The organism is Pseudohalocynthiibacter aestuariivivens (assembly GCF_018457175.1).
In the GTDB taxonomy this organism is placed as follows: Bacteria; Pseudomonadota; Alphaproteobacteria; order Rhodobacterales; family Rhodobacteraceae; genus Pseudohalocynthiibacter; species Pseudohalocynthiibacter aestuariivivens.
In genome coordinates this window covers 1-19,526 of sequence record NZ_JAGFNU010000023.1, presented here as the reverse complement: position 1 = coordinate 19,526, position 19,526 = coordinate 1, and the positions used below count along the sequence as shown (strand labels likewise).

Below are 19,526 nucleotides of genomic sequence, written 5' to 3'. Positions count from 1 at the left end.
ATCAATGTTTGGCTCAGGCAATACAACCGGATAAGACCACATCACGCATTGAACATGCGCCCGCCAGTGCTTGAAACCTTATTAGAGAAAACGAAAATTACTGGTACTGAAATTGGGGGCTAGACACCATCCGCCGTGGACTGGTCGACATGATCTGCGCTGCGCGCCCTTCGATTGCCGATCCGTTCCTGCCCAAAAAAATTAAGGAAGGGCGAGTCGAGGACATTCGCGAATGTATTGGTTGTAATATCTGTGCAGCCTGGAACAATATCTCGGCCCCCATTCGCTGCACCCAAAACCCCACCATGGGCGAGGAGTGGCGCAAGGGCTGGCATCCTGAAAAGATCGCTCCGAAAAGCACGGACTCACATGTGCTGGTGGTCGGGGCCGGTCCGGCGGGGCTTGAAGCAGCGCATCAGTTGGGCAAACGCGGCTACCGCGTGACCTTGGCGGAAACCGCGGCCCAGGCCGGTGGCCGGGTGAGCCGGGAAAGCGCCCTGCCGAACCTGAATGCATGGGCGCGGGTCCGCGATTACCGTTTGGGGCAAATCGCACCCATGGTGAATGTCGACCTCTACCTTAACAGTGAGCTCAGCGCTAATCAGATCCTGGAATTCGGCGCCGATCATGTGGCGCTGGCGACCGGTGCCACCTGGCGGCGGGATGGCGTCGGGCGACATCTCAGGAAACCCATCCCGGGGGCTGATTCGTCGAACAGCTTCAGCCCCGATGACATCATGGACGGCAAACTCCCCGAAAAAGGATCCGTCGTGGTCTATGATGATGACCACTACTATATGGGTGGTATGATGGCTGAGGTGCTGGCAGGCGAGGGGTATCAGGTCACACTGGTGACGCCCGGTCTTTGTGTCAGCAGCTGGACCGAACATTCTCTGGAACAGGAACATATCGAAAAACGACTGGTCGGCATAGGCGTGGAAATCCTGCCCCGGCACAGCGTGCTGTCACTTAGCGACGCGGTGGTTCAGCTTAAAAACCTCGTAACCGGTGAAACGCTGCAGCGACCGGGCTCGCTGGTGCCGGTCACCATGCGCCTGCCTAATGATGCACTTTATGACAAGCTGGTCGCGGATCAGGGGAAACTCGATGCTGCAGGCATCAAATCCCTGCGTCGTATAGGCGATTGTTTCGGCCCCGGCACCATTGCGGCAGCGGTTTACGAAGGCCACCGTTATGCCCGCGAGCTTGATACCGAGGCCAACCCGGATGGTGTGCCCTTCAAGACCGTGAAATACGATTTGGAACTCGGGGGATGACCGTCTCGGGGCTTTACCTGGTGAATACCCGGAAAACCGCTGCGAACCAGTTGCAGCCCGTCGGCTCTGCTTTCAATTCGAGGATAACATGCCCTATTTTTACCTGCTTCTGGCGATTCTCACTGAAACGGTCGCTACCATGGCGCTTCAAGCAAGTGAACAGTTCTCTCGCTTGGGTCCTGCGATTGTAGTTGTAATTGGCTATGCGGCTTCTTTCTATTTCATGGCTCTAGTCCTTAAATTCATGCCAGTTGGCATCGTCTATGCTATCTGGTCCGGCCTCGGCATTGCCCTGATCGCCGCGATGGGAAAGTTTTTTTTCGACCAGCAACTCGACTTTCCGGCTTACTTGGGAATAGCTCTCATCCTGATTGGGATCCTGGTGATACAGCTGTTTTCCAAAACGGCGACTCATTGAGCTGCCGTTTGGAGGCCTAATGGCCCTGTTCACATCTCTTGACGGGATAACCTCTGCCGCGCTCTCGGAGCGGATTTTCGCAACGCGAAGATTGCGGTCGTCATAGCACGCGCCATGAACGCCTAGCCCGTCCGCAACCCGATCATTGAAGTCGTCGATTTTGCTGCGGTTTGGTTGAATGACTGCTAACTTCGCCGCAGTGAACCGCGAGTTCCCACTGCGCCGCAGCGAAGGTCTCTCTTTGCGGGTGCATGTAGAAATTTTGCGATGGGGCCGCAACGGGCTCTAAGCAGCCGTTAGCTGCGATCAGTACAAACGGCAGCCCTGCGGACAAAATTGCCATTCGCTGTCGTCGGAGGAACGTCAACTTTCGGTGGTGCGGCTCCGCTCACGGTGCGCCTCAACTTTATGTCGATTTCCGCAGGTCGCCATGTTGCACCATCTCCGACCATGGCCCCTGCCAGAGTTTAGAAACAACCAAGAGCAGCGCTCACATTGGCGTATGCGCACTACATCCGCTGACCGCAACAGATCATCGAGCAGCAAAACAAAGCTGTCCAAGATGTGGTGATCTGGTTCTTTGGTAGCCCGCCAAGCAAGCGGTTTCGCTCGAGTGTCAAATGTTGCCCGCTGCACCGCCCTCTTCAGATAATTCTCATACCTTCGGGAATCCCGACTCTGGTGAGCTGTTTCGTCAAATATCGAAACCACAGCTCGGTAGGCTGTTTCCCGAAAGCGAACCAGATCAGTGATCACCTCTTGTGTTGGCGCTGGGTCCATTGAAATTGCTGCGCGCAAACCGCAGAAATCTATCCATGACACAAAGTCCCTCGGAGACGCCAGATGATTGGTGTCACGTGTTTTGCCTGTGTCACCAACAGTGTTGAGAAAATCGAGCGCCAGATGACCACCTACCAAATTTGCTTTAGACCACATTGTAACCTCTTAGATATATTTTCAGGTTACATTGCTTATCGAATCGTGTAACCCTATATTCAGATTAAGGAGTTACAAAGGATATGTCATGCTTTCTTTGCCCAACCGCTATGATCACAACGGAACCTCGATAGCCTGGGGGAGCATAGGCGAAGGTGATCCTCTTGTTCTCATTCACGGAACCCCGTTCTCCTCCCAGGTCTGGCGAACAATCGCGCCCTTACTAGCCGAACGTTGGAAAGTCTATTATTTCGACTTGATAGGCTATGGTCAGTCCGAGAAGCGCGACGGACAGGATGTATCGTTGGCAGTGCAGAACGATCTTCTAGCCGATATGTTAAACTATTGGGCTTTGGATCGCCCAGAGGTGCTCTGCCACGATTTCGGTGGAGCCACAGCGTTGCGGGCTTTCTACCTCAATGATCTACGATACAAGCGGATAACAATTTTCGACCCGGTAGCTGTAGCGCCTTGGGGCTCACCTTTTGTCGCTCACGTTCGAAAATACGAAGCAGCGTTCGCGGGGCTTCCGGCATACGCACATGATGCGCTCCTTCGCGCCTATCTGCAGAGCGCTGCTCACAAGACGCTGACAGAAGAAGCGCTTGGAGTTTACATGGCGCCCTGGCAGGGAGACGTTGGGCAGCCTGCCTTCTATCGGCAGATCGCTCAGATGGATCAGAAATACACGGATGAAGTAGAAGGCCGATACGCGTCGCTCGATTGCCCAACAACCCTGCTATGGGGTGAGAAAGACGAGTGGATACCTTTGGAGCGCGGCCGTAAGCTTGCCGGAATGTTGACGGATGGCGACATCAAGATCATTCCCGATGCGGGCCATCTGGTTCAAGAAGATGCGCCCGAAGCCATTATTGCAGCCATGTTTCAGCACACCACTTAAGTCGAGGGGTGGTCGGATGGGCACCGCCAAGCGGCATCATAGTGAGGGCGCCCATGCGCCTTTAAGAGTTGTGGCCTCATGGTCGCCCGGCCACGAGGGCATAGATATGCAAACGAACCGCAGGGGTTCGTCCCCAACATTCCGATACTGAAAGCAGTGTCGACTGGTATGTCGATTGAAACACCTTTTGTCAGCGACGTGATGTATTCTTCATCACCACTTCTCCTCCAGATCTCACCTTGTCCATCAAGTATGTGCCAAAACTCGCTGACTGTTGCATGAACGGTTGCTCGGTTGGTTTGACCTGCCGAAACAGTGCTATGGATCATGTTTCCAGTGGGACCATCCATGATAAATCTAATGTCGGCTCCGGCCGGAGATTTTGCATCCGGCTGTGTGGGAAGTATCGTTTGTTTCATCAGGCTTTCTCCTTTTAATGGCTGGCTAATTTCACGTTTGGTTCGGCACCCTACGAAAGGTGAGCGCGAGAAAAAAAGAATGGTAAAAGACAGCGTGAAACCCACAATAGTGAACGGAACAGCACCCCATTGCGAGCAGGGCAGGCGATGTCTGCTAACCGCCACTTCTCGTCGGTTCAGTCCCGATGCAGCATGTGGCAGTTTGGGCTCAGAGCGGTTTCGCTGCATCACCGCACAATGACTGTTTCGCGGACCAAGTGGGCCTTCGCTAACGTTGCTCTTTTTTCAACTTCCTTTGTAATGTCCATGTTCAACGGTGAAACTGTATCATGTTACAAATCGTTTTCGTGTTCGGTTTGCAAAGGCAACCAGGGTCAACATAACCGGTACTTCAACCAAAACGCCGACAACAGTTGCAAGTGCTGCGCCAGAATTCAGACCGAACAGACTTATGGCCACAGCCACGGCCAGTTCAAAAAAGTTCGAGGTGCCGATTAAGGCGCATGGCGCTGCAATGCGGTGCGGCACCTTCAGCGCAAATGCCGCCGCATAGGCGATTGCGAAAATACCGTAGCTTTGAAGGATGATCGGAACCGCGATGAGCACGATGACGAAGGGTTTGGAGACGATCACCTCGCCCTGAAGACCAAATAGAATCATCACCGTGGCGATCAAACCAACCACGGAATAGGGTTTTACGCGTGCTTGAAACCTCTCGATCGCGGCGGAATCCCCAAGGCGTTTGCGCGTCAGCATCCCAGCAACAAGAGGCAGCGCAATGAACAGCAGAACGGAAAGGACCAAAGTTTCCCAAGGGACCGAAATATCGGTGACGCCCAGCAAAAACGCCACGATTGGCGCAAAGGCGATGACCATGATCAGGTCATTCACCGAAACCTGCAAAAGCGTATAGGTCGCATCACCGCGTGTCAGTTGGGACCAGACAAAGACCATTGCTGTGCAAGGCGCTGCCCCAAGCAAGATCAGACCGGCAATGTATTGCATTGCGTCTTTGGGTTGGATCCAAGGCGCAAAAATGTATTGAAAGAAAACTACAGCCAGAGCAGCCATTGTGAAGGGTTTGACCAACCAATTCACCACAAGCGTGATCATCAGGCCCCGGGGTTGGCGTGCGACATCACGCAACGACCCCGGATCGACCCCAACCATCATGGGATAGACCATCGCCCAAATCAGAACCGCCACGACCAGATTGACACTTGCAAATTCCGCTGCTGCAATCGCCCCGACTAACGCAGGTGCCACATTGCCCAAGACGATGCCTGAGATCATCGCCAGTGCGATCCAAACAGATAAATATTTTTCGAAAACGCTCATGCACTCACTTCTCTTTTGTATTGGGTCCGCGATAATATGATCCAACCCAGCTTAGCAATATCAAAACAGCTACGGTGCCGGGGCATATAGATAGCGCGCTAGTTTGATAGATTACTCGAAAACAGGAGGTCTATCCCATGACACGTATGCTAATTGCCTAGTTTCATTGGCGAGTTGATCTTCGTCAAAGCTTCTGGCAATCTGGTCTGCTAGCAAGCAGACTGAGGCAAATAGTATTCAGAAAGCATTGGAATAGGCATGCAGGTAACTTCAACCGTAGGCGTACTGGTTTGTAGTGGTTTGATGAGTTTTGCGGTGGTGTCCGCATCCGCTGCGGATGAAAGCGTCAGGACTGGTCAATCTGCAGTCCAGACATCTACCGTAAAGCTTATCGCTGGGGTCACGTTGACCGAACAATTCACAGACAACGTGTTTCTTACGTCAAATGATCGTCGAAGCGATTTCGTGACGACTTTTGCGCCTTGGGCGAGTCTTTCGATGGAATCAGGCGATTTCAAGCTGGATCTCGAAGCCAGCGCAGAGATTGGCCGGTACTCTAGCAATTCGAGTGAAAACTATGAAGATTTTGCTCTCGGTGCCGAAGCGCGTTACCGGTTGAGAGAAGGCCTCTTCGCGTTTGGTGGTTTGGATTACGCGTGGGACCACGAAGAACGCAATTCACCAGATGATGTGAACGGGCTGGAACCAACGGATCTGCGCGAGGCAAGCGGATTTTTCGGAATTGGCGGAACATTCGATGAGAGATCGTTTCGGTTGGGTGTGAACCTTCGTGATATTAATTTCGACGATACACCAGCTGCCGGGGGAGCGATAATAAACAACGATGATCGTGATCGCCTGCAAACCGAAATAGGCGGGCGGCTTGGTGTAAGGCGAACGGCTAACGGTGAGGTATTTGTTCAAGGCATCTACAATCAACGCGAATATGATAGCGCGATGGATGATCTTGGTTTCCAAAGAGATTCTCAAGGTATTCAGGCGGCAATCGGTTACACGGGGCGCATGGGCGACCTGACGGGTGAAGTGCTGGTTGGCGCTCTCAGTCAGAGCTACGACGACGCGCGTTTTGAAACGGTTACTACACCCGTGATCGGAGCAGATTTGACTTGGCGCGCGAGCCCTAACACTCGGGTGACGGGCGAGATCGAACGCACCATCGAAGAGACAACGCTTTCCGGTGCGTCCAGCTATATTTCCACGACAGCCGGTGCGCGTATCCGCCATCGTGTAGCGCAGAATATGTCCATCGCCAGCTACTTCTTTCTTACACAAAATGACTACCAAGGTGTTGGTCGGACGGACCATCTCACAGAAACCGGCGTCGGGCTGCGTTACTACATTAATCCCAAAGTTTACGTCGACGCTGACTATGCTTTCCGGCAGAGATTGTCAGATGTCGCTGGTGCCGAATTTGACGAGCATCGCATATATCTCGGGGTGGGAGCGGAACTTCAGCCACGTTATCAGGAACGTGCCAACAGCTCCGCCTCCGCCAGTTCAACTGAAACTTACGTAGGCGTTCAAATAGGCGATAGTGCCCTGCAAACCAAGCTGGATGGCCCGCGCGGTGGTGGCGGCAACCTTACCGCAAATTTTGGTGATCGCGGATTTGTCGGCGGCGTGTTTGCCGGGTATCGTGCCAATTTCGGACAACTTGTTCTTGGCGTTGAGGCCGAGATCGAAACAGGTGACGCTGAATGGACCCATGTTGGCAATCGCAACTATTCTGTAAAAGCAGGTGACTCCTATGGCTTGAGTGGCATCGCCGGTTTCAGAACAAAGGGCGGCAACCTCCTATACGGCAGGTTCGGCGTTACTGCTGCTGAATTTGAGAGCCAATATCAGCAAGGCGGCAATCAAGCAGCGGTCAATGATCGCGAGATTGGATTTAATGTTGGTTTGGGCGCAGAGTTTCCGCTTGGTGGCGGCTTGTCTGGTCGAATGGAGTACCAGATCAGAGCTTTCGAGGACTATGAGATTGGCGCGCCTCTAGGTGGTGGTGACGACGATAATTTTGCAAATGTCGAAGGTGTCGCTCGTTTCGGGTTGCTTTATGTTTTTGGAGCTGAAGATAAAGTGGACGTGGCACCTGTCGATTTTTCAGGATTTTATGCTGGTGGGCAACTTGGCCACGGCACCTTGCAAAGTGAAAACTCAGGGCCAAGACCCAACGCAGCTGCACCTGCCTTTACTTTATTTACGACGCGATCTGGACAGGGATTCACGGCTGGGGTGCTGGGCGGTTATGGGCATCAGTTTGGCTCCTTTTACATTGGTGGCGAGGCTGAGCTAGAGCTGTCTTCAGCGGGCTGGAATATCGAACGTGATCCTGTTGGCCGTATTTACTCAGTCGAAAAATTAGGCACCGTCGGTGCAACGCTGCGCGCGGGGTATGTGGTGAACGAGTCAGTTCTGATTTACGGAAGGGCCGGTTTGGTTCGCTCCAAGTTCAATACCAACTACCAATTCTCTGGCAATCTGGTTGACCAGGACGACTATCTCACCGGAGTCCGCATTGGCGGCGGCGTAGAACTTTCTGTGAGCCAGCAAACCCACCTTCGGCTTGATTATACCCATACCAACTATGACGCCCATCAGGTGGATTACGGCGTTGGTGTCGATCAGTTTGACACATCGGAAAACCTGTTTCGGGTTGGTCTCAGCTATCAATTCTAAGAACAAAGCTTGGCTGCAGTTGTGAAGTAATCGCTTTCAGGGCTGCAGCCCATGTTTTTTCAATTTTAACCACCTTCAGATGATATATATCAATTTTTGAATGTAAATTTGTGAAATGCTGCCTTCGAAAAGGCACACGGGATTTTCTCGCGCTTTTCTAGTTCGATTATTTGGAAAACCAAAGGAGTAGAAATTATGATTTCTAAAACATTCTCAAAAATCTCTCTGAGAGCATCTCTCATTACGGGATGTGCTGCCATCGCGCTCGCTGCTTCTTCTATAGCACCTGATTTTGCATTCGCTGCTGGTCAAGGCAGCGGCGAACAAGCACAAGGTGGTGGTCAAGGCAATGGCCAAGGTGGTGCCGGTAAGGGTGCTGGCGGCCAGGGTGGTCGCGGCGGTCAGGGTCTTGGTGGTATCTTTCGGGACCTCACAGGCATGGACGCAGTTGACCCCGCCGCTGACGATGGTTCCGATGATTCCGATCGCCCAGAATGGGCTGGACAAGCAGGCGGAAAAGACGGTGCTGGCGGTGGCCAACCACCCACGTCCGGCTCTAAGAAAGGAGACGACTTCGGGGATCTATTTGTAATTTTGCGCTACGATGACGGTGTTCCGATCCTTACGGCAGAAGGCTGGGTTCAGCCACTCGACGTGGATGGCAACCTGATCCCATTGGATGACGAAGGCCATCCACTTGACGAAAGCCTGACGGTGGAAGTTGAACTAGGGCGACTGAATGTTGGTCGTGCGCCGACTAGTGTTCTGGATAAACGCGCTGACGAAGTTATTACTCTTTTGAATAGCGCGACCGACTTGTCTGTCGATGCTGCAGGGCGTCTTGTTTTGACGGTGGACGGTGTAGCCAAAACCATCGACTCTCCGCTTGAAAACCTTGCGATCTATGTTGCGTTGATGACAGACGGCAGCATTCCTGGTGTCGATGATCTTCCCGGAACAGAGTATGATTTCTTGGTCGATGGAACGTACACAACTGAAGATCTTGCTGCGTCAGCAGTCTTTCTTGCTGCGGCGACCGACAAAACGAGCGCTTTCACGACGGACGAAATCGCATACATTGATTTGTTTCTCGGCATCAACACAGTGAGCACGGGAGATGTGACTTACTCGGTCGTCGATTATTCCAGCTTCTCTTATGACCGATCTGACACCTATGATGGAACAACGGTTGAGGTTCTGGTGGAACAACCTGACGGAAGTTTTGTGCCAACTGTAATTGATGTCTTCGAAACCGTCTTTGGGTCGGTTGATGTAACCGCCTCGGGCGATCTTGCTGCCTACACAACTGCAGCAGACGACGCACGGACAGTGGTGAACTTCATCCACGAGTTTGAAGTACCGTCCCTTTGAGGTATCAAACTAAAAAACACGATGGGTCGGGGTTAAACTCTCGGCCTATCCACTTTCTAAAGGAGCCATAAGATGACCAACCTGTTCGATCGTCGCGCGTTATTGATGAGTGGATGTACATTCATCGCAGCCGGATTCATGGTTTCGACCTCGGCCAGTGCACAATCCCATTCTTCCGGTGCAGGGCAAGGCGGTTCGGGACGCGGCGGTGGTGGGCATTCTGGATCAGATACAACACACGGTGGGTCTGACGATGATCATGATCACACTGATGGCGACGATCACGCGTCCGGCGGTGATGATCACGCTGATGGCGACGATCACGCGTCTGGCGGTGACGATCATGGGGACGATCACACATCGGGAGATGATCACGGTGATGACTCTGATCATGGAAGCCGCGGTAAAGGCCCTCAATATCGCGGTGGTCGCGATTTCGCCGGGTTCAGCGGCGGGCGCGGTCGTTCTCTGGAAGACCGCGTGCTTAGAATGCCGCTGCCAGAATAGGGCTCATAAGTGCGTAGAAAGGTCAAACAAGCTTGAGAAGGACAAGGTGTCCGCTTGGCGTCGTGAATGACAAAACGGCTCCCATTTCACTATTTCAAGACGAGCCTTGACATCATTCGTCTGGCAGTAATGTTATTCATCCGGTTTTTCATCACTCTTTTTTCAATTTCATTGGCGACCTACAGCCGTGGCGCGGAACAGGATAACTGTTGTGAGCATTCCCGGGTCAATTGCAGTGCAGGGATGGTCAAAATAGGCTCAAACCAATCGTTCGCTACGCTCAACACAATTGTCCGGTTTAGACCCAAAGCAGTCACACGCCCGCCAATTTGAGGAAAAAAGCCCACTCTTAAGATTTAATTGTAGTTAGCAAGCGAGATTGGTCGGTCCAAGAAGACAGAGTTACGTTCGTGCTGTGTATTGCGTAAACTGAGGCGATAAAAAGCTTCGCTTGAAGTAGTTGTGAAGCAGGTTCATGGGAGAGGAAAAATCGGATGCTTTGCGCCAAGCTAAACCTACATCCATTGTTGGTATTTCAATGTCAGTTGAAACGGTCTCCAAACGTTTTCCCTCAAGGGACCATGGCCTATAGACCATATCAGACAGGATGGTTACGCCCTGTCCGTTTGCAACCATAGATCTGACAGCTTCAACGGAAGATGTGCGTAGTTTTGTTTTCGGTCGAAAGTTCGTAAGACTCCAGTATTTCATCGCCGTATGCGCTGCCTCGTCGACGGTAAGCATAATGTAGTTCTCTTTCGAAATTTCTTCAAAGCTGGCTTTTCCCACACGCGAAAACCTGTGCCCATTTGGCACCCAGAGCCGGCGCGATGACTTTAGTAATGTTTCAGTCTCTATCTCCGGATTGTTCAAATTCGATGTCAAGACAACTGCCATGTCGTACCTGTTTGCAAGTAAACCGTCTTCAATACTCTCCCGATTCAATTCATGCAGTTGGATTTCCAACCCAGGGTGCAATTGCGATAGACGGTCTAAATGATAGGGAAGAAAATAACCTAAGACTGTATACGTGGCCGCGATAGAAATCACGCCGCTTGTTTCTGATCTTCGACGGGTTAGCCTGCAGGCTTCATCTACCTTTTCCAAAATCTCTTTTGACGCCGCGAGGAATTCCCTTCCGGAATCCGTAAGTTCCATACCGTGAGATGATCGATGGAAAAGTTCAGCACCAAGCGAGATCTCAAGTTCTTTTATCGCACTTGTCACTGATGACTGGGAAATTGACAGAGCATTGGCTGCACGACTCACTTGTCCGGTTTCGGCGGTAGCCACGAAATACTTGAGGTGGCGCAGGTTCATCTTTTGCCTTCTGAATTCGAAAATTTAACAACATCATTATCTAAAAAACAGATAATAAAGCAATTCATAAAATCTCAGTCACAAAAAATAAAAGAAGAACAAAGGGTTAAGAATTTTAAAACATATCTGATGTATTGGAAAAATCGATAATGCTCTAGCAAAATATAGAATTATCAATTCTGGGAGAAGTTTGCAAACATCGACGTAGCTTAGTCAGGGATGAATGCAATGAAAAATATTGTCGACCTCAATTGCGACATGGGTGAAGGCTTTGGTCAGTGGGTGCTAGGCGAAGCACCCGACGAAGAAATCATGGCAATTATCAGTTCGGCAAACGTTGCGACCGGCTTTCATGCTGGCGACCCTAATTCAATGGATCGAGTCGTGAAGCTCGCGCAAACCCACGGAGTTGGTTTGGGTGCACATCCCGGATACCGCGATCTTCAGGGATTTGGCCGTCGCTACATAAAGACGAGTTCGGAAGAGCTCGTGAATGACATCGTCTATCAGATTGGCGCTCTTCGTGAATTCGGCCGGAGGTATGGTGTTTCGCTTCAACATGTCAAACCTCATGGAGCGTTGTATATGGAAGCAGCCGCGAATGAGGAGCTTTCAGAGCTGTTGGTCGACACTCTTGATAAGACATGTAGCAACGCAATCATTTTTTGCATGAGTGTTTCCAAAACCTACGAAGTGGCGAAAAGAAATGGTCATCCAGTTGCTCGCGAGTTTTATGCGGACCGGGACTACGACAACTCTGGATCAATCGTTTTTAGTAGACAAGTAACACGGCCCAAACCTGCCGATTTGGCCGCCAAATGTGTCAGGGCGTGCAAGGAGGGATTTGTTACGACTGTCGATGGGTCTGACATCGAAATCGAGTTTGAATCGATTTGTTTTCATTCCGATACGCCAGGTGCTCTTGAGATAGGTAAGGCAATCCGGAAAGGGTTGACCGATGCGGGGATAACGATTGCACCAGCAGGAACGGTCTTAGGACTTTAAATAACATACAGGGAGGCCAACATGGCTCAGATTTTTTCACCACTTCCAGGCACTTTCTACACCAAACCTTCGCCCGAAGCCTTGCCATACAAGAATTCGGGTGACCCAGTCGTTGTGGGTGACATTGTGGGGCTGATCGAGGTGATGAAAACATTCATCGAGATTAAATCGGAAGTACCAGGCACTTTTTCTGGATATGTGGCAGCCGATGGCAGCCCTGTGACAGCAGGCCAAGTGCTCGCAGAGTTGGCGGCTTGATTATGGGAATTCAGCGTCTCCTTATAGCTAATCGTGGTGAAATTGCAGTGCGCATCGTGCGTGCAGCAAAAGATCTCGGAATAACAACTATTCAGGCCTATTCCGAGGCGGATGAAGACATGCTCGCAGTCCGATTGGCAGATGAAGCGGTATGCGTTGGTCCAGCTTCAGCAAAGGATTCCTATTTAAACATCAATAATGTAGTTGGGGCCGCGATTGAAAAATCAGCAGATGCTGTACATCCCGGATACGGGTTTCTCGCAGAAAGCTCCGATTTTGCCCGTGCGATAGCTGACGCAGGAATGAAATTCATAGGCCCTACGGCAGACACAATTGAGCGGATGGGTGACAAGGTCGCAGCGCGCCAAGCTGCTGAGGCAGCGGGTGTGCCCGTTGTGCCAGGATCCAAAGGCCGTATCGACTCCGTTGAAGAGGCTGTCTCCATCGCTTCAAAGGTGGGCTACCCGGTTATGATCAAGGCGGCGGCAGGGGGTGGGGGTAAAGGTATTCGCATCGCTCAAAACGAAGAAGACGTTCGGAAGATGGCGCCACAAGCACAAGCCGAGGCCGCCGCTGCATTTGGTGACGGTGGGCTTTATTTGGAGCGTGCTGTTCAGTCTCCGCGCCATATTGAAGTTCAGATTGTTGGTGACGGCACAGATGCTGTCCACTTTTTTGAGCGTGAGTGCTCGCTCCAACGACGCCGTCAAAAAGTGTGGGAAGAGGCTGGAGCAGATTGCCTCGACGAAGGAACACGCAAGCATCTATGCGACACGGCAGTTTCGCTGGCAAAGGCCGTAAACTACTGCGGTGCCGGGACGCTTGAGTATCTCTACGATGATGCGAGCAAAGAGTTCTATTTCATCGAAATGAATACGCGGATTCAAGTTGAACACCCAGTTACTGAGATGCTGACGGGTTTCGATTTGGTGCAAGAGATGATCAAAGTTTGCGGCGGCGCGAGCCTCAGTGTCAAACAGGATCAGATCAAAAGATCTGGCCACGCAATCGAAGTGCGCTTGAATGCTGAAGACCCGTTGATGCAGTTCATGCCATTTCCAGGTAAAGTGACATCGCTGAAGATCCCTGAAGGTGCCGGAATTCGTTTCGATCACTTCATGTATGAAGGGTATCAAATTCCACCGTTCTATGACTCGCTGATCGGCAAACTCATTGTCCACGGTACAGATCGCTCTGATGCAATTCGCAAGCTTTCCGCAGCACTCGATGATTTGGAGATAGGTGGCCTGAAAACCACAGTGCCTTTGCACAAAGCACTGGCGAATGACCCAACAGTCAAATCTGGTGATTTTCACACCCAGTGGCTCGAGCCTTGGCTTGAAGCGGGCAACTTGACTGCACCACGTGAGACAGGAGGCAACTTATGAAAACCCGATACACTTACGGCGGCGACGAACACATCTATGTCGAAATGGATGACGAGATGTCCTTGGACGCGTTCTTCAAGTCGCTCTCAATGAGCAATGCCGTGCGCGATGCCAAAATTGAAGGTGTTACCGAAATTTGCCCTGCAAACGCGTCGTTCCAGGTGCGCTTTGATCCCGACGTCATCGCACCAGAAGACATGATGTCGCGAGTTAAGGAACTCGAGCACAAGGCAGAAGATGCTGAAAAGCGGCTCACTACGCGCATCATTGAAATCCCTGTTTATTACCAAGACCCTTGGACTCATGAAACGCTGATGAGGTTCCGCGAACGCCATCAAGATCCGAGCGGAACAGACCTCGAATATGCAGCGCGTATCAACGGCTACGACGGTGTCGAGGCTTTCATCGAAGCTCATCATTCTCAGCCTTGGTTTGTTTCCATGGTTGGCTTTGTCGCTGGTCTCCCCTTTCTCTATCAATTGGTCGAGCGCAAGAAACAGCTACAGGTACCTAAGTATCTGCGGCCGCGGACGGACACTCCTAAGCTGACAGTTGGATATGGTGGTTGCTTTTCCTGTATCTATTCTGTGCGGGGTGCGGGTGGATACCAAATGTTCGGTGTCACACCCATGCCGATCTACGATCCTGAGCAAAAGGTTACTTATCTCAAAGACTTCATGGTCTTCTTTAAGCCCGGTGACATCGTCAAATGGAAGCCGGTAGACCGTGCCGAATACGATCAGATTGTAGCCGCCGTTGAGGCTGGCACATACCAGCCGCGTATAGCAGAGGTCGAATTCGATCTGGACCAATTTAACGCTGATATGCCTGGAACAAACGCCAAACTCTTGGAGGCCCTCAATGTCGCTTAAGATTGTAAATCCCGGCCTATCCACATCGATCCAAGACCTTGGTCGCCCAGGATATTTTCATCTTGGCATTCCGATGGGTGGCGCAATGGACCGCTTTGCGCTTCGTGTGGGGAATATGCTTGTAGGCAACCCTGAGGATGCAGCCGGTCTCGAAGCGGTATTCATGGGGCCAGAGATCGAGTTCCAAAAGACAGCAATCGTTTCAGTCACTGGGGCCGATTTGCCAATTCGTGTCGATGGGCAACTGCAGGAAGCATGGACTTCTTTTGAGGTAAGAGCGGGCCAGACTCTGAGTTTTGAATTCTTGAAGTCAGGTGCCCGCGCATACATCGCAATTAGTGGAGGGATTCAAACCCCTGCTGCGCTCGGAAGTCGTTCGACCTATCCAATTGGAGCATTGGGCGGCGTGAATGGTCGCGCCATTCAAGCGCTTGACGAGTTGCCGCTCGGATATTCTTCGAACGCCATTGCAGGCAAGTCCGTAGCGCCATCTATGCGCCGTGGACCCGGTTCCCCAGCACGTCTACGCGTTTTGCCTGGTCTTTATTGGCATCGCTTGACCGAAGCTGCTGGCAACGGTTTCTTCGAAGATGAATGGACCGTCGCACTTGAAGCGGATCGCATGGGTTATCGCTTCAAGGGAGGCCGTTCTCTTGAATTTGTAGATCGCGAACAGCCATTCGGAGCCGGAGCGGACCCGTCCAATATTGTGGACGGTTGTTATTCCTACGGCTCTATTCAAGTTCCCGGAGGTGCAGAACCGATCGTGCTGCATCGCGATGCTGTTTCTGGTGGAGGATACTTCACACTTGGTGCCGTCATCTCGGCCGATATGGATCTCATCGGGCAGCTTCAACCCCATACATCTGTCAAATTTGACCGCGTTGATATGGCAGGAGCCATGGCAGCGCGACATGAACGAAAGAACTTACTTATGAAAATAAGAGAAGAGCTCTCTTAAGAGCCGAACAACCACACAAACTTGCGGGCAACCGCCAGAAGTCACCCAACTGACAAGGAGGTCAGAACAATGAAACTCGTCCAAAATTTTGTAACAGCACTCGGTGTTGCAGCACTTCTACCCGCCGCAGCCATGGCTGAAGACGCATGGTTTCCGATCGATGCCGAAGAGGTTACGCCAGCATTCTCAGCGGATGGTGTGGCGAGCACGATCAGCTACACGGCATTGGAAGCGGCAGATAAAGCGTGGAATATCTGTGTTTCTTTCCCGCACATGAAAGACGCTTATTGGCTCGGCGTTGATTTTGGTGTTGTTGACGAAGCTACACGTCAAGGCGTTAACCTGAATGTCGTTGAAGCTGGTGGTTACACCGAACTCAGCAAGCAGATCAGTCAAATTGAAGACTGTGTTGCGGGTGGTGCTGAAGCAGTTATCATCGGTGCAATTTCGGGTGATGGGCTGAACAATGTCATTGCGGAAGTTGCTGGTCGAGGTATTCCTGTCATTGATCTGGTCAACGGAATTTCCTCACCAGACATTTCAGCAAAGTCTCTGGTCTCGTTCCGGACCATGGGATTTGAGACTGGCCGCTATCTAGCAGAAAAACACCCAGCGGGCAGCGAACCTGTAACAGTTGGCTGGTTCCCCGGTCCTGCAGGCGCTGGTTGGGTTGAAGGCGCACATGCCGGTTTCATGGAAGCTATTGAGGGCTCAGCAGTTATCGTTCTTGAGCCACGCTTTGGAGACACAGGGAAAGAAACTCAACTGAAACTGGTTGAAGACGTTCTTCAGGCAAACCCGGAAGTGCGTTATCTTGCGGGTACTGCCGTTACGGCCGAAGCCGCTCAAGGCTTGATCCGCGAGCGTGGTTTGCAGGGCAAAGTTGACCTATTGTCATTCTACATGACGCCTGGCGTCTATACCGGAATCGAACGCGGTTTCATTCTCGCTGCTCCAGCTGACAGCATGGTGATCCAAGGCCGAATTGCAATCGACCAAGCCGTGCGGATCTTGCAGGGCGCTGAATTTGTCCAACACGTTGGCCCCAAGATCTTCGTGGTCGATCCTGGGAATATCGGTGACGTGTCTCGCACCAATATCCTTCCACCAGAAGGATTCTCGCCTGTGTTCTCAGTGAACAACTAAGCAGGCATCTCTCCCTGTCGGCTGCGGGCTGGGTGCTCTCCCCATTCAGCCCGCCTTTTCGGAGACCAGAAAATGAATATGCAAACGCTGGTAGATACAAAAGAGTTAACCAAACGCTACCCCGGCGTCCTTGCTCTAAACTCGGTAGATTTCGATCTCAAATCGGGCGAAGTTCACGTGCTCTTTGGGGAAAATGGAGCCGGGAAATCCACGCTCATTTCTATGCTTGCTGGGGCAAACAACCCGTCTTCGGGTAAGATCACGCTTGAGGGCAACGATGTCCAATTTCACAATGTTGCAGATGCCCAAGAGAAAGGCATCTATACCGTATTCCAAGAATTTAGTTTGATCCCAACACTGACTGTTGCTCAGAATATTTTCCTTGGATGGGAACCGCGAAAAGGTCCATTTCTAGATCATGGAACGATGCGCTGTCGCTCCGTAGAGATGCTCAAGGAGCTTGGGTTTGATATTGAATCCTCAGCCATCGTCGCGCGCCTTTCTCGCGCTCAGCAGCAGATGGTTGAAATCACGAAAGCCTTTCATGGCGATTTAAAGGTCCTCATTCTCGACGAACCGACTGCCTCACTGACAGACAAAGAGGTAGATCATCTTTTTGACTTCGTCTTGTCACTCAAGGCACGAGGAGTCGGCATCATTTACATCTCTCATCGAATCCAAGAGTTTTCTCGTATCGCTGACCGGGTCACTGTATTGCGCGATGGAGCGAAAATCGGAACTGTCGACATGACGGATACCGACGATGGTGCTCTTATCGAGATGATGACAGGTCGCGCCATCGACGAAATATATCCAAAAATAGCACACAATCCTGGCGCCGAAGTTCTGGATGTTAGAGATCTAAAAACCGTTGGCATCAGCGATGCGACGTTCTCCCTTAAAGCAGGTGAAGTATTGGGCGTTGCGGGCTTGGTTGGTTCTGGAAAATCGCGCCTCTTTCGAACTGTTATGGGTCTAACAACAAGGCTGGGTGGTACTGTCGAGCTTTGTGGAAAAGATATCAGCCAAGCGACGACTGCCGAAATAATTAGGTCTGGCATGTATTATCTTTCGCCTGATCGAAAAGAAGAAGGTTTAGACCTCGCGAAGACGTCAGATGACAATTTATCAGTCAATCTCGTCATGGGTGACAAGCTTCCATCCTCGTCCTGCTTCGTTGATTGGAAATCAGTCAGCGCGGAAATTGCGAAGATATCCAAGCACGTCGAGTTGCAGGACTCGTATCGTAGGAAACCTGTTTCCCAATTGTCTGGTGGCAACCAACAAAAAGTACTTTTCGGAAAGTGCTTTGGTCAAAATGCAGAAGTTTACATTTTTGATGAACCGACTGTCGGTGTTGATATGGGTACGCGTGCAGCCCTCTACTTACTCATCAAAGAGCTGGCCGAAGCAGGAAAAGCGGTCATCGTGATCTCTTCTGACTTGCCTGAAGTCATGAACCTCGCACATCGGCTTCTTGTCTTGGCACATGGACACATCACAGCAGAATTGTCGGGCAACGAGATGACCGAAGAGCAGGTCCTCAAATTTTTCTTCGACGAAACCGGAGCAAAACAATGACTGTAGAAACAAAAAAAATAGGTCCGTTGGACCTGATCACTCGGATCTTCGTAAAAGTGGGGGTTCTTCCATTCTTTCTCGTTGGCGCGTTGATCATTTTCACGGCACTCTCGTCCAAATTCTTGACAGGGCAGAACCTGATTAATGTGGCCAGGCAATCAGTTTATCTCGTGCTTGTCTCGATGGGGCAGATGCTGGTGCTGATCTCTGGGGGGTTTGACCTGTCAGTTGGCACGGCGATTGCGCTTACTTCGGTTGTTTCCGCACTTGGAATGGTTTGGTTCTCCGGACTTTTTCCGGATGCTATTTGGCTCGCCATTCTTCTTGGTGCACTTATGGGCTTTGGCGCAGCGCTTTTGGTCGGCCTTGTAAACGGTATCGGTGTCGCTTACTTCGAAGTTTCGCCATTCATAATGACCCTTGGTGTATCCTCAGTTGGTGCAGGACTTGCCCTGTTTCTGACGGGAGGTGTGCCAGTTTCTGGCTTACCGTTCGCATTCGGGGACACGTTTGGGTTCGGGCGTTTGTGGGGCATACCTGTTCCTGTGATCGTTGCGCTGGTTTGTATTGTCGTCATGTGGCTCTTTATGTCGCGCACAAGGCTTGGCACACAGATTTATGCTGTTGGTGGCAACATTAAAGCAGCCCATCTTTCTGCGATTAACACCAAGCGGACCTTGCTCATTGCCTACATGGTTTGTGCATTGATCGCGTCGCTCACTGGGTTGCTCTTGACCGCGCGGGTTGAATCTGGTGAGGCGAATTTGGGTGCATCCATTGCCCTTGAATCGATTGCTGCTTGTGTCATCGCAGGGGTGTCGCTTCGCGGTGGTCTCGGACGTGTTGAAAACGTTGTCCTCGGTGCATTCTTCATAGCGCTCTTGCAGAACGGTATGAACCTTGCCCAGATCAGTTCATATATGCAGATGGTGCTACTAGGGTCACTCCTAATCCTTGCCGTTATCTTCGATCAGCTGCGCTACCGGATCATTCTGAGCGGCGGGTAACCGCACTGGCGTTTGTCGCAGCGATTGATGATCCGACACGCTTCAAGCGTTCGCGAGATGTTGGGCCCTATCTCGGGCTTGTTCCCAAACGCCACCAGTCAGGTGAAGTAGACTACACCGGGAG

Annotated in this window: 18 protein-coding genes and 2 pseudogenes; 16 read left to right on the top strand and 4 right to left on the bottom strand. The window is 51.5% G+C overall.

The genetic code is table 11. The annotated features are described in order from the left end of the window. Window positions 1–149 precede the first annotated feature (149 nt). Entirely contained in the window at window positions 150–1,277 is a 1,128-nt protein-coding gene (locus J4E70_RS18520) for an NAD(P)-binding protein (RefSeq protein WP_213891314.1), read from the top strand. A gap of 88 nt (window positions 1,278–1,365) precedes the next feature. Continuing rightward, the gene (locus J4E70_RS18515) at window positions 1,366–1,695 is read left to right on the top strand and encodes a DMT family transporter (RefSeq protein WP_213891312.1); all 330 of its coding nucleotides are present in this window, start codon (window positions 1,366–1,368) and stop codon (window positions 1,693–1,695) included. Between the two features lie 363 nt (window positions 1,696–2,058). On the opposite strand, the gene J4E70_RS18510 is transcribed toward J4E70_RS18515, so the two are convergent. After that, entirely contained in the window at window positions 2,059–2,631 is a 573-nt protein-coding gene (locus J4E70_RS18510) for a CGNR zinc finger domain-containing protein (RefSeq protein WP_213891310.1), read from the bottom strand. Window positions 2,632–2,719: 88 nt separating this feature from the next. Here J4E70_RS18510 and J4E70_RS18505 point away from each other — a divergent pair, with 88 nt between their 5' ends. Further along, window positions 2,720–3,532, top strand: coding sequence for an alpha/beta fold hydrolase (locus J4E70_RS18505; protein WP_213891308.1), 813 nt, complete (start codon window positions 2,720–2,722; stop codon window positions 3,530–3,532). Here the strand turns inward: J4E70_RS18505 and J4E70_RS18500 are convergent. Both J4E70_RS18500 and arsB read right to left on the bottom strand, forming a co-directional pair. Beyond that, on the bottom strand, window positions 3,529–3,951 hold the full coding sequence (locus J4E70_RS18500) for a cupin domain-containing protein (RefSeq protein WP_213891305.1): 423 nt from the start codon (window positions 3,949–3,951) through the stop codon (window positions 3,529–3,531). The genes J4E70_RS18505 and J4E70_RS18500 overlap by 4 nt on opposite strands. Before the next feature lie 327 nt (window positions 3,952–4,278). Further along, the gene (gene arsB, locus J4E70_RS18495) at window positions 4,279–5,289 is read right to left on the bottom strand and encodes an ACR3 family arsenite efflux transporter (RefSeq protein ID WP_213891303.1); all 1,011 of its coding nucleotides are present in this window, start codon (window positions 5,287–5,289) and stop codon (window positions 4,279–4,281) included. Window positions 5,290–5,547: 258 nt separating this feature from the next. Here arsB and J4E70_RS18490 point away from each other — a divergent pair, with 258 nt between their 5' ends. The 4 genes and pseudogenes from J4E70_RS18490 to J4E70_RS19750 all read left to right on the top strand — a co-directional run. After that, window positions 5,548–7,986: an outer membrane beta-barrel protein gene (locus tag J4E70_RS18490; protein ID WP_213891301.1), complete on the top strand. Its 2,439-nt coding sequence runs from the start codon at window positions 5,548–5,550 to the stop codon at window positions 7,984–7,986. 195 nt (window positions 7,987–8,181) lie between these two features. Further along, a complete protein-coding gene (locus J4E70_RS18485; RefSeq protein ID WP_213891299.1) occupies window positions 8,182–9,357 on the top strand; it encodes a hypothetical protein in 1,176 nt (391 codons plus the stop codon). A 72-nt stretch (window positions 9,358–9,429) separates the two neighbouring features. Next, window positions 9,430–9,864, top strand: coding sequence for a hypothetical protein (locus J4E70_RS18480; protein WP_213891297.1), 435 nt, complete (start codon window positions 9,430–9,432; stop codon window positions 9,862–9,864). 66 nt (window positions 9,865–9,930) lie between these two features. After that, window positions 9,931–10,012: pseudogene (locus tag J4E70_RS19750) on the top strand (IS6 family transposase); the annotation flags it as partial. Window positions 10,013–10,266: 254 nt separating this feature from the next. On the opposite strand, the gene J4E70_RS18475 reads toward J4E70_RS19750, so the two are convergent. Then, window positions 10,267–11,184, bottom strand: coding sequence for a LysR family transcriptional regulator (locus J4E70_RS18475; protein WP_213891295.1), 918 nt, complete (start codon window positions 11,182–11,184; stop codon window positions 10,267–10,269). Window positions 11,185–11,412: 228 nt separating this feature from the next. Here J4E70_RS18475 and J4E70_RS18470 point away from each other — a divergent pair, with 228 nt between their 5' ends. The 9 genes and pseudogenes from J4E70_RS18470 to J4E70_RS18430 all read left to right on the top strand — a co-directional run. After that, on the top strand, window positions 11,413–12,189 hold the full coding sequence (locus J4E70_RS18470; protein ID WP_213891293.1) for a 5-oxoprolinase subunit PxpA: 777 nt from the start codon (window positions 11,413–11,415) through the stop codon (window positions 12,187–12,189). Window positions 12,190–12,210: 21 nt separating this feature from the next. Next, window positions 12,211–12,447: an acetyl-CoA carboxylase gene (locus tag J4E70_RS18465; protein ID WP_213891291.1), complete on the top strand. Its 237-nt coding sequence runs from the start codon at window positions 12,211–12,213 to the stop codon at window positions 12,445–12,447. A gap of 2 nt (window positions 12,448–12,449) precedes the next feature. Continuing rightward, the gene (locus J4E70_RS18460; protein WP_213891289.1) at window positions 12,450–13,835 is read left to right on the top strand and encodes an acetyl-CoA carboxylase biotin carboxylase subunit; all 1,386 of its coding nucleotides are present in this window, start codon (window positions 12,450–12,452) and stop codon (window positions 13,833–13,835) included. Further along, on the top strand, window positions 13,832–14,707 hold the full coding sequence (locus J4E70_RS18455; protein ID WP_213891287.1) for a 5-oxoprolinase subunit B family protein: 876 nt from the start codon (window positions 13,832–13,834) through the stop codon (window positions 14,705–14,707). Before J4E70_RS18460 ends, J4E70_RS18455 begins: the two co-directional genes overlap by 4 nt. Continuing rightward, on the top strand, window positions 14,697–15,668 hold the full coding sequence (locus J4E70_RS18450) for a 5-oxoprolinase subunit C family protein (protein WP_213891285.1): 972 nt from the start codon (window positions 14,697–14,699) through the stop codon (window positions 15,666–15,668). Before J4E70_RS18455 ends, J4E70_RS18450 begins: the two co-directional genes overlap by 11 nt. Window positions 15,669–15,737: 69 nt before the next feature. Further along, a complete protein-coding gene (torT, locus tag J4E70_RS18445; RefSeq protein WP_213891282.1) occupies window positions 15,738–16,814 on the top strand; it encodes a TMAO reductase system periplasmic protein TorT in 1,077 nt (358 codons plus the stop codon). Between the two features lie 72 nt (window positions 16,815–16,886). Beyond that, window positions 16,887–18,395, top strand: a complete 1,509-nt coding sequence (locus J4E70_RS18440; RefSeq protein ID WP_246531866.1) for a sugar ABC transporter ATP-binding protein — start codon at window positions 16,887–16,889, stop codon at window positions 18,393–18,395. Beyond that, a complete protein-coding gene (locus tag J4E70_RS18435) occupies window positions 18,392–19,402 on the top strand; it encodes an ABC transporter permease (protein ID WP_213891281.1) in 1,011 nt (336 codons plus the stop codon). The genes J4E70_RS18440 and J4E70_RS18435 overlap by 4 nt, the downstream gene beginning before the upstream one ends. Beyond that, window positions 19,396–19,526, top strand: a pseudogene (locus J4E70_RS18430) (transposase); the annotation flags it as partial. The gene J4E70_RS18435 and the pseudogene J4E70_RS18430, both read left to right, overlap by 7 nt.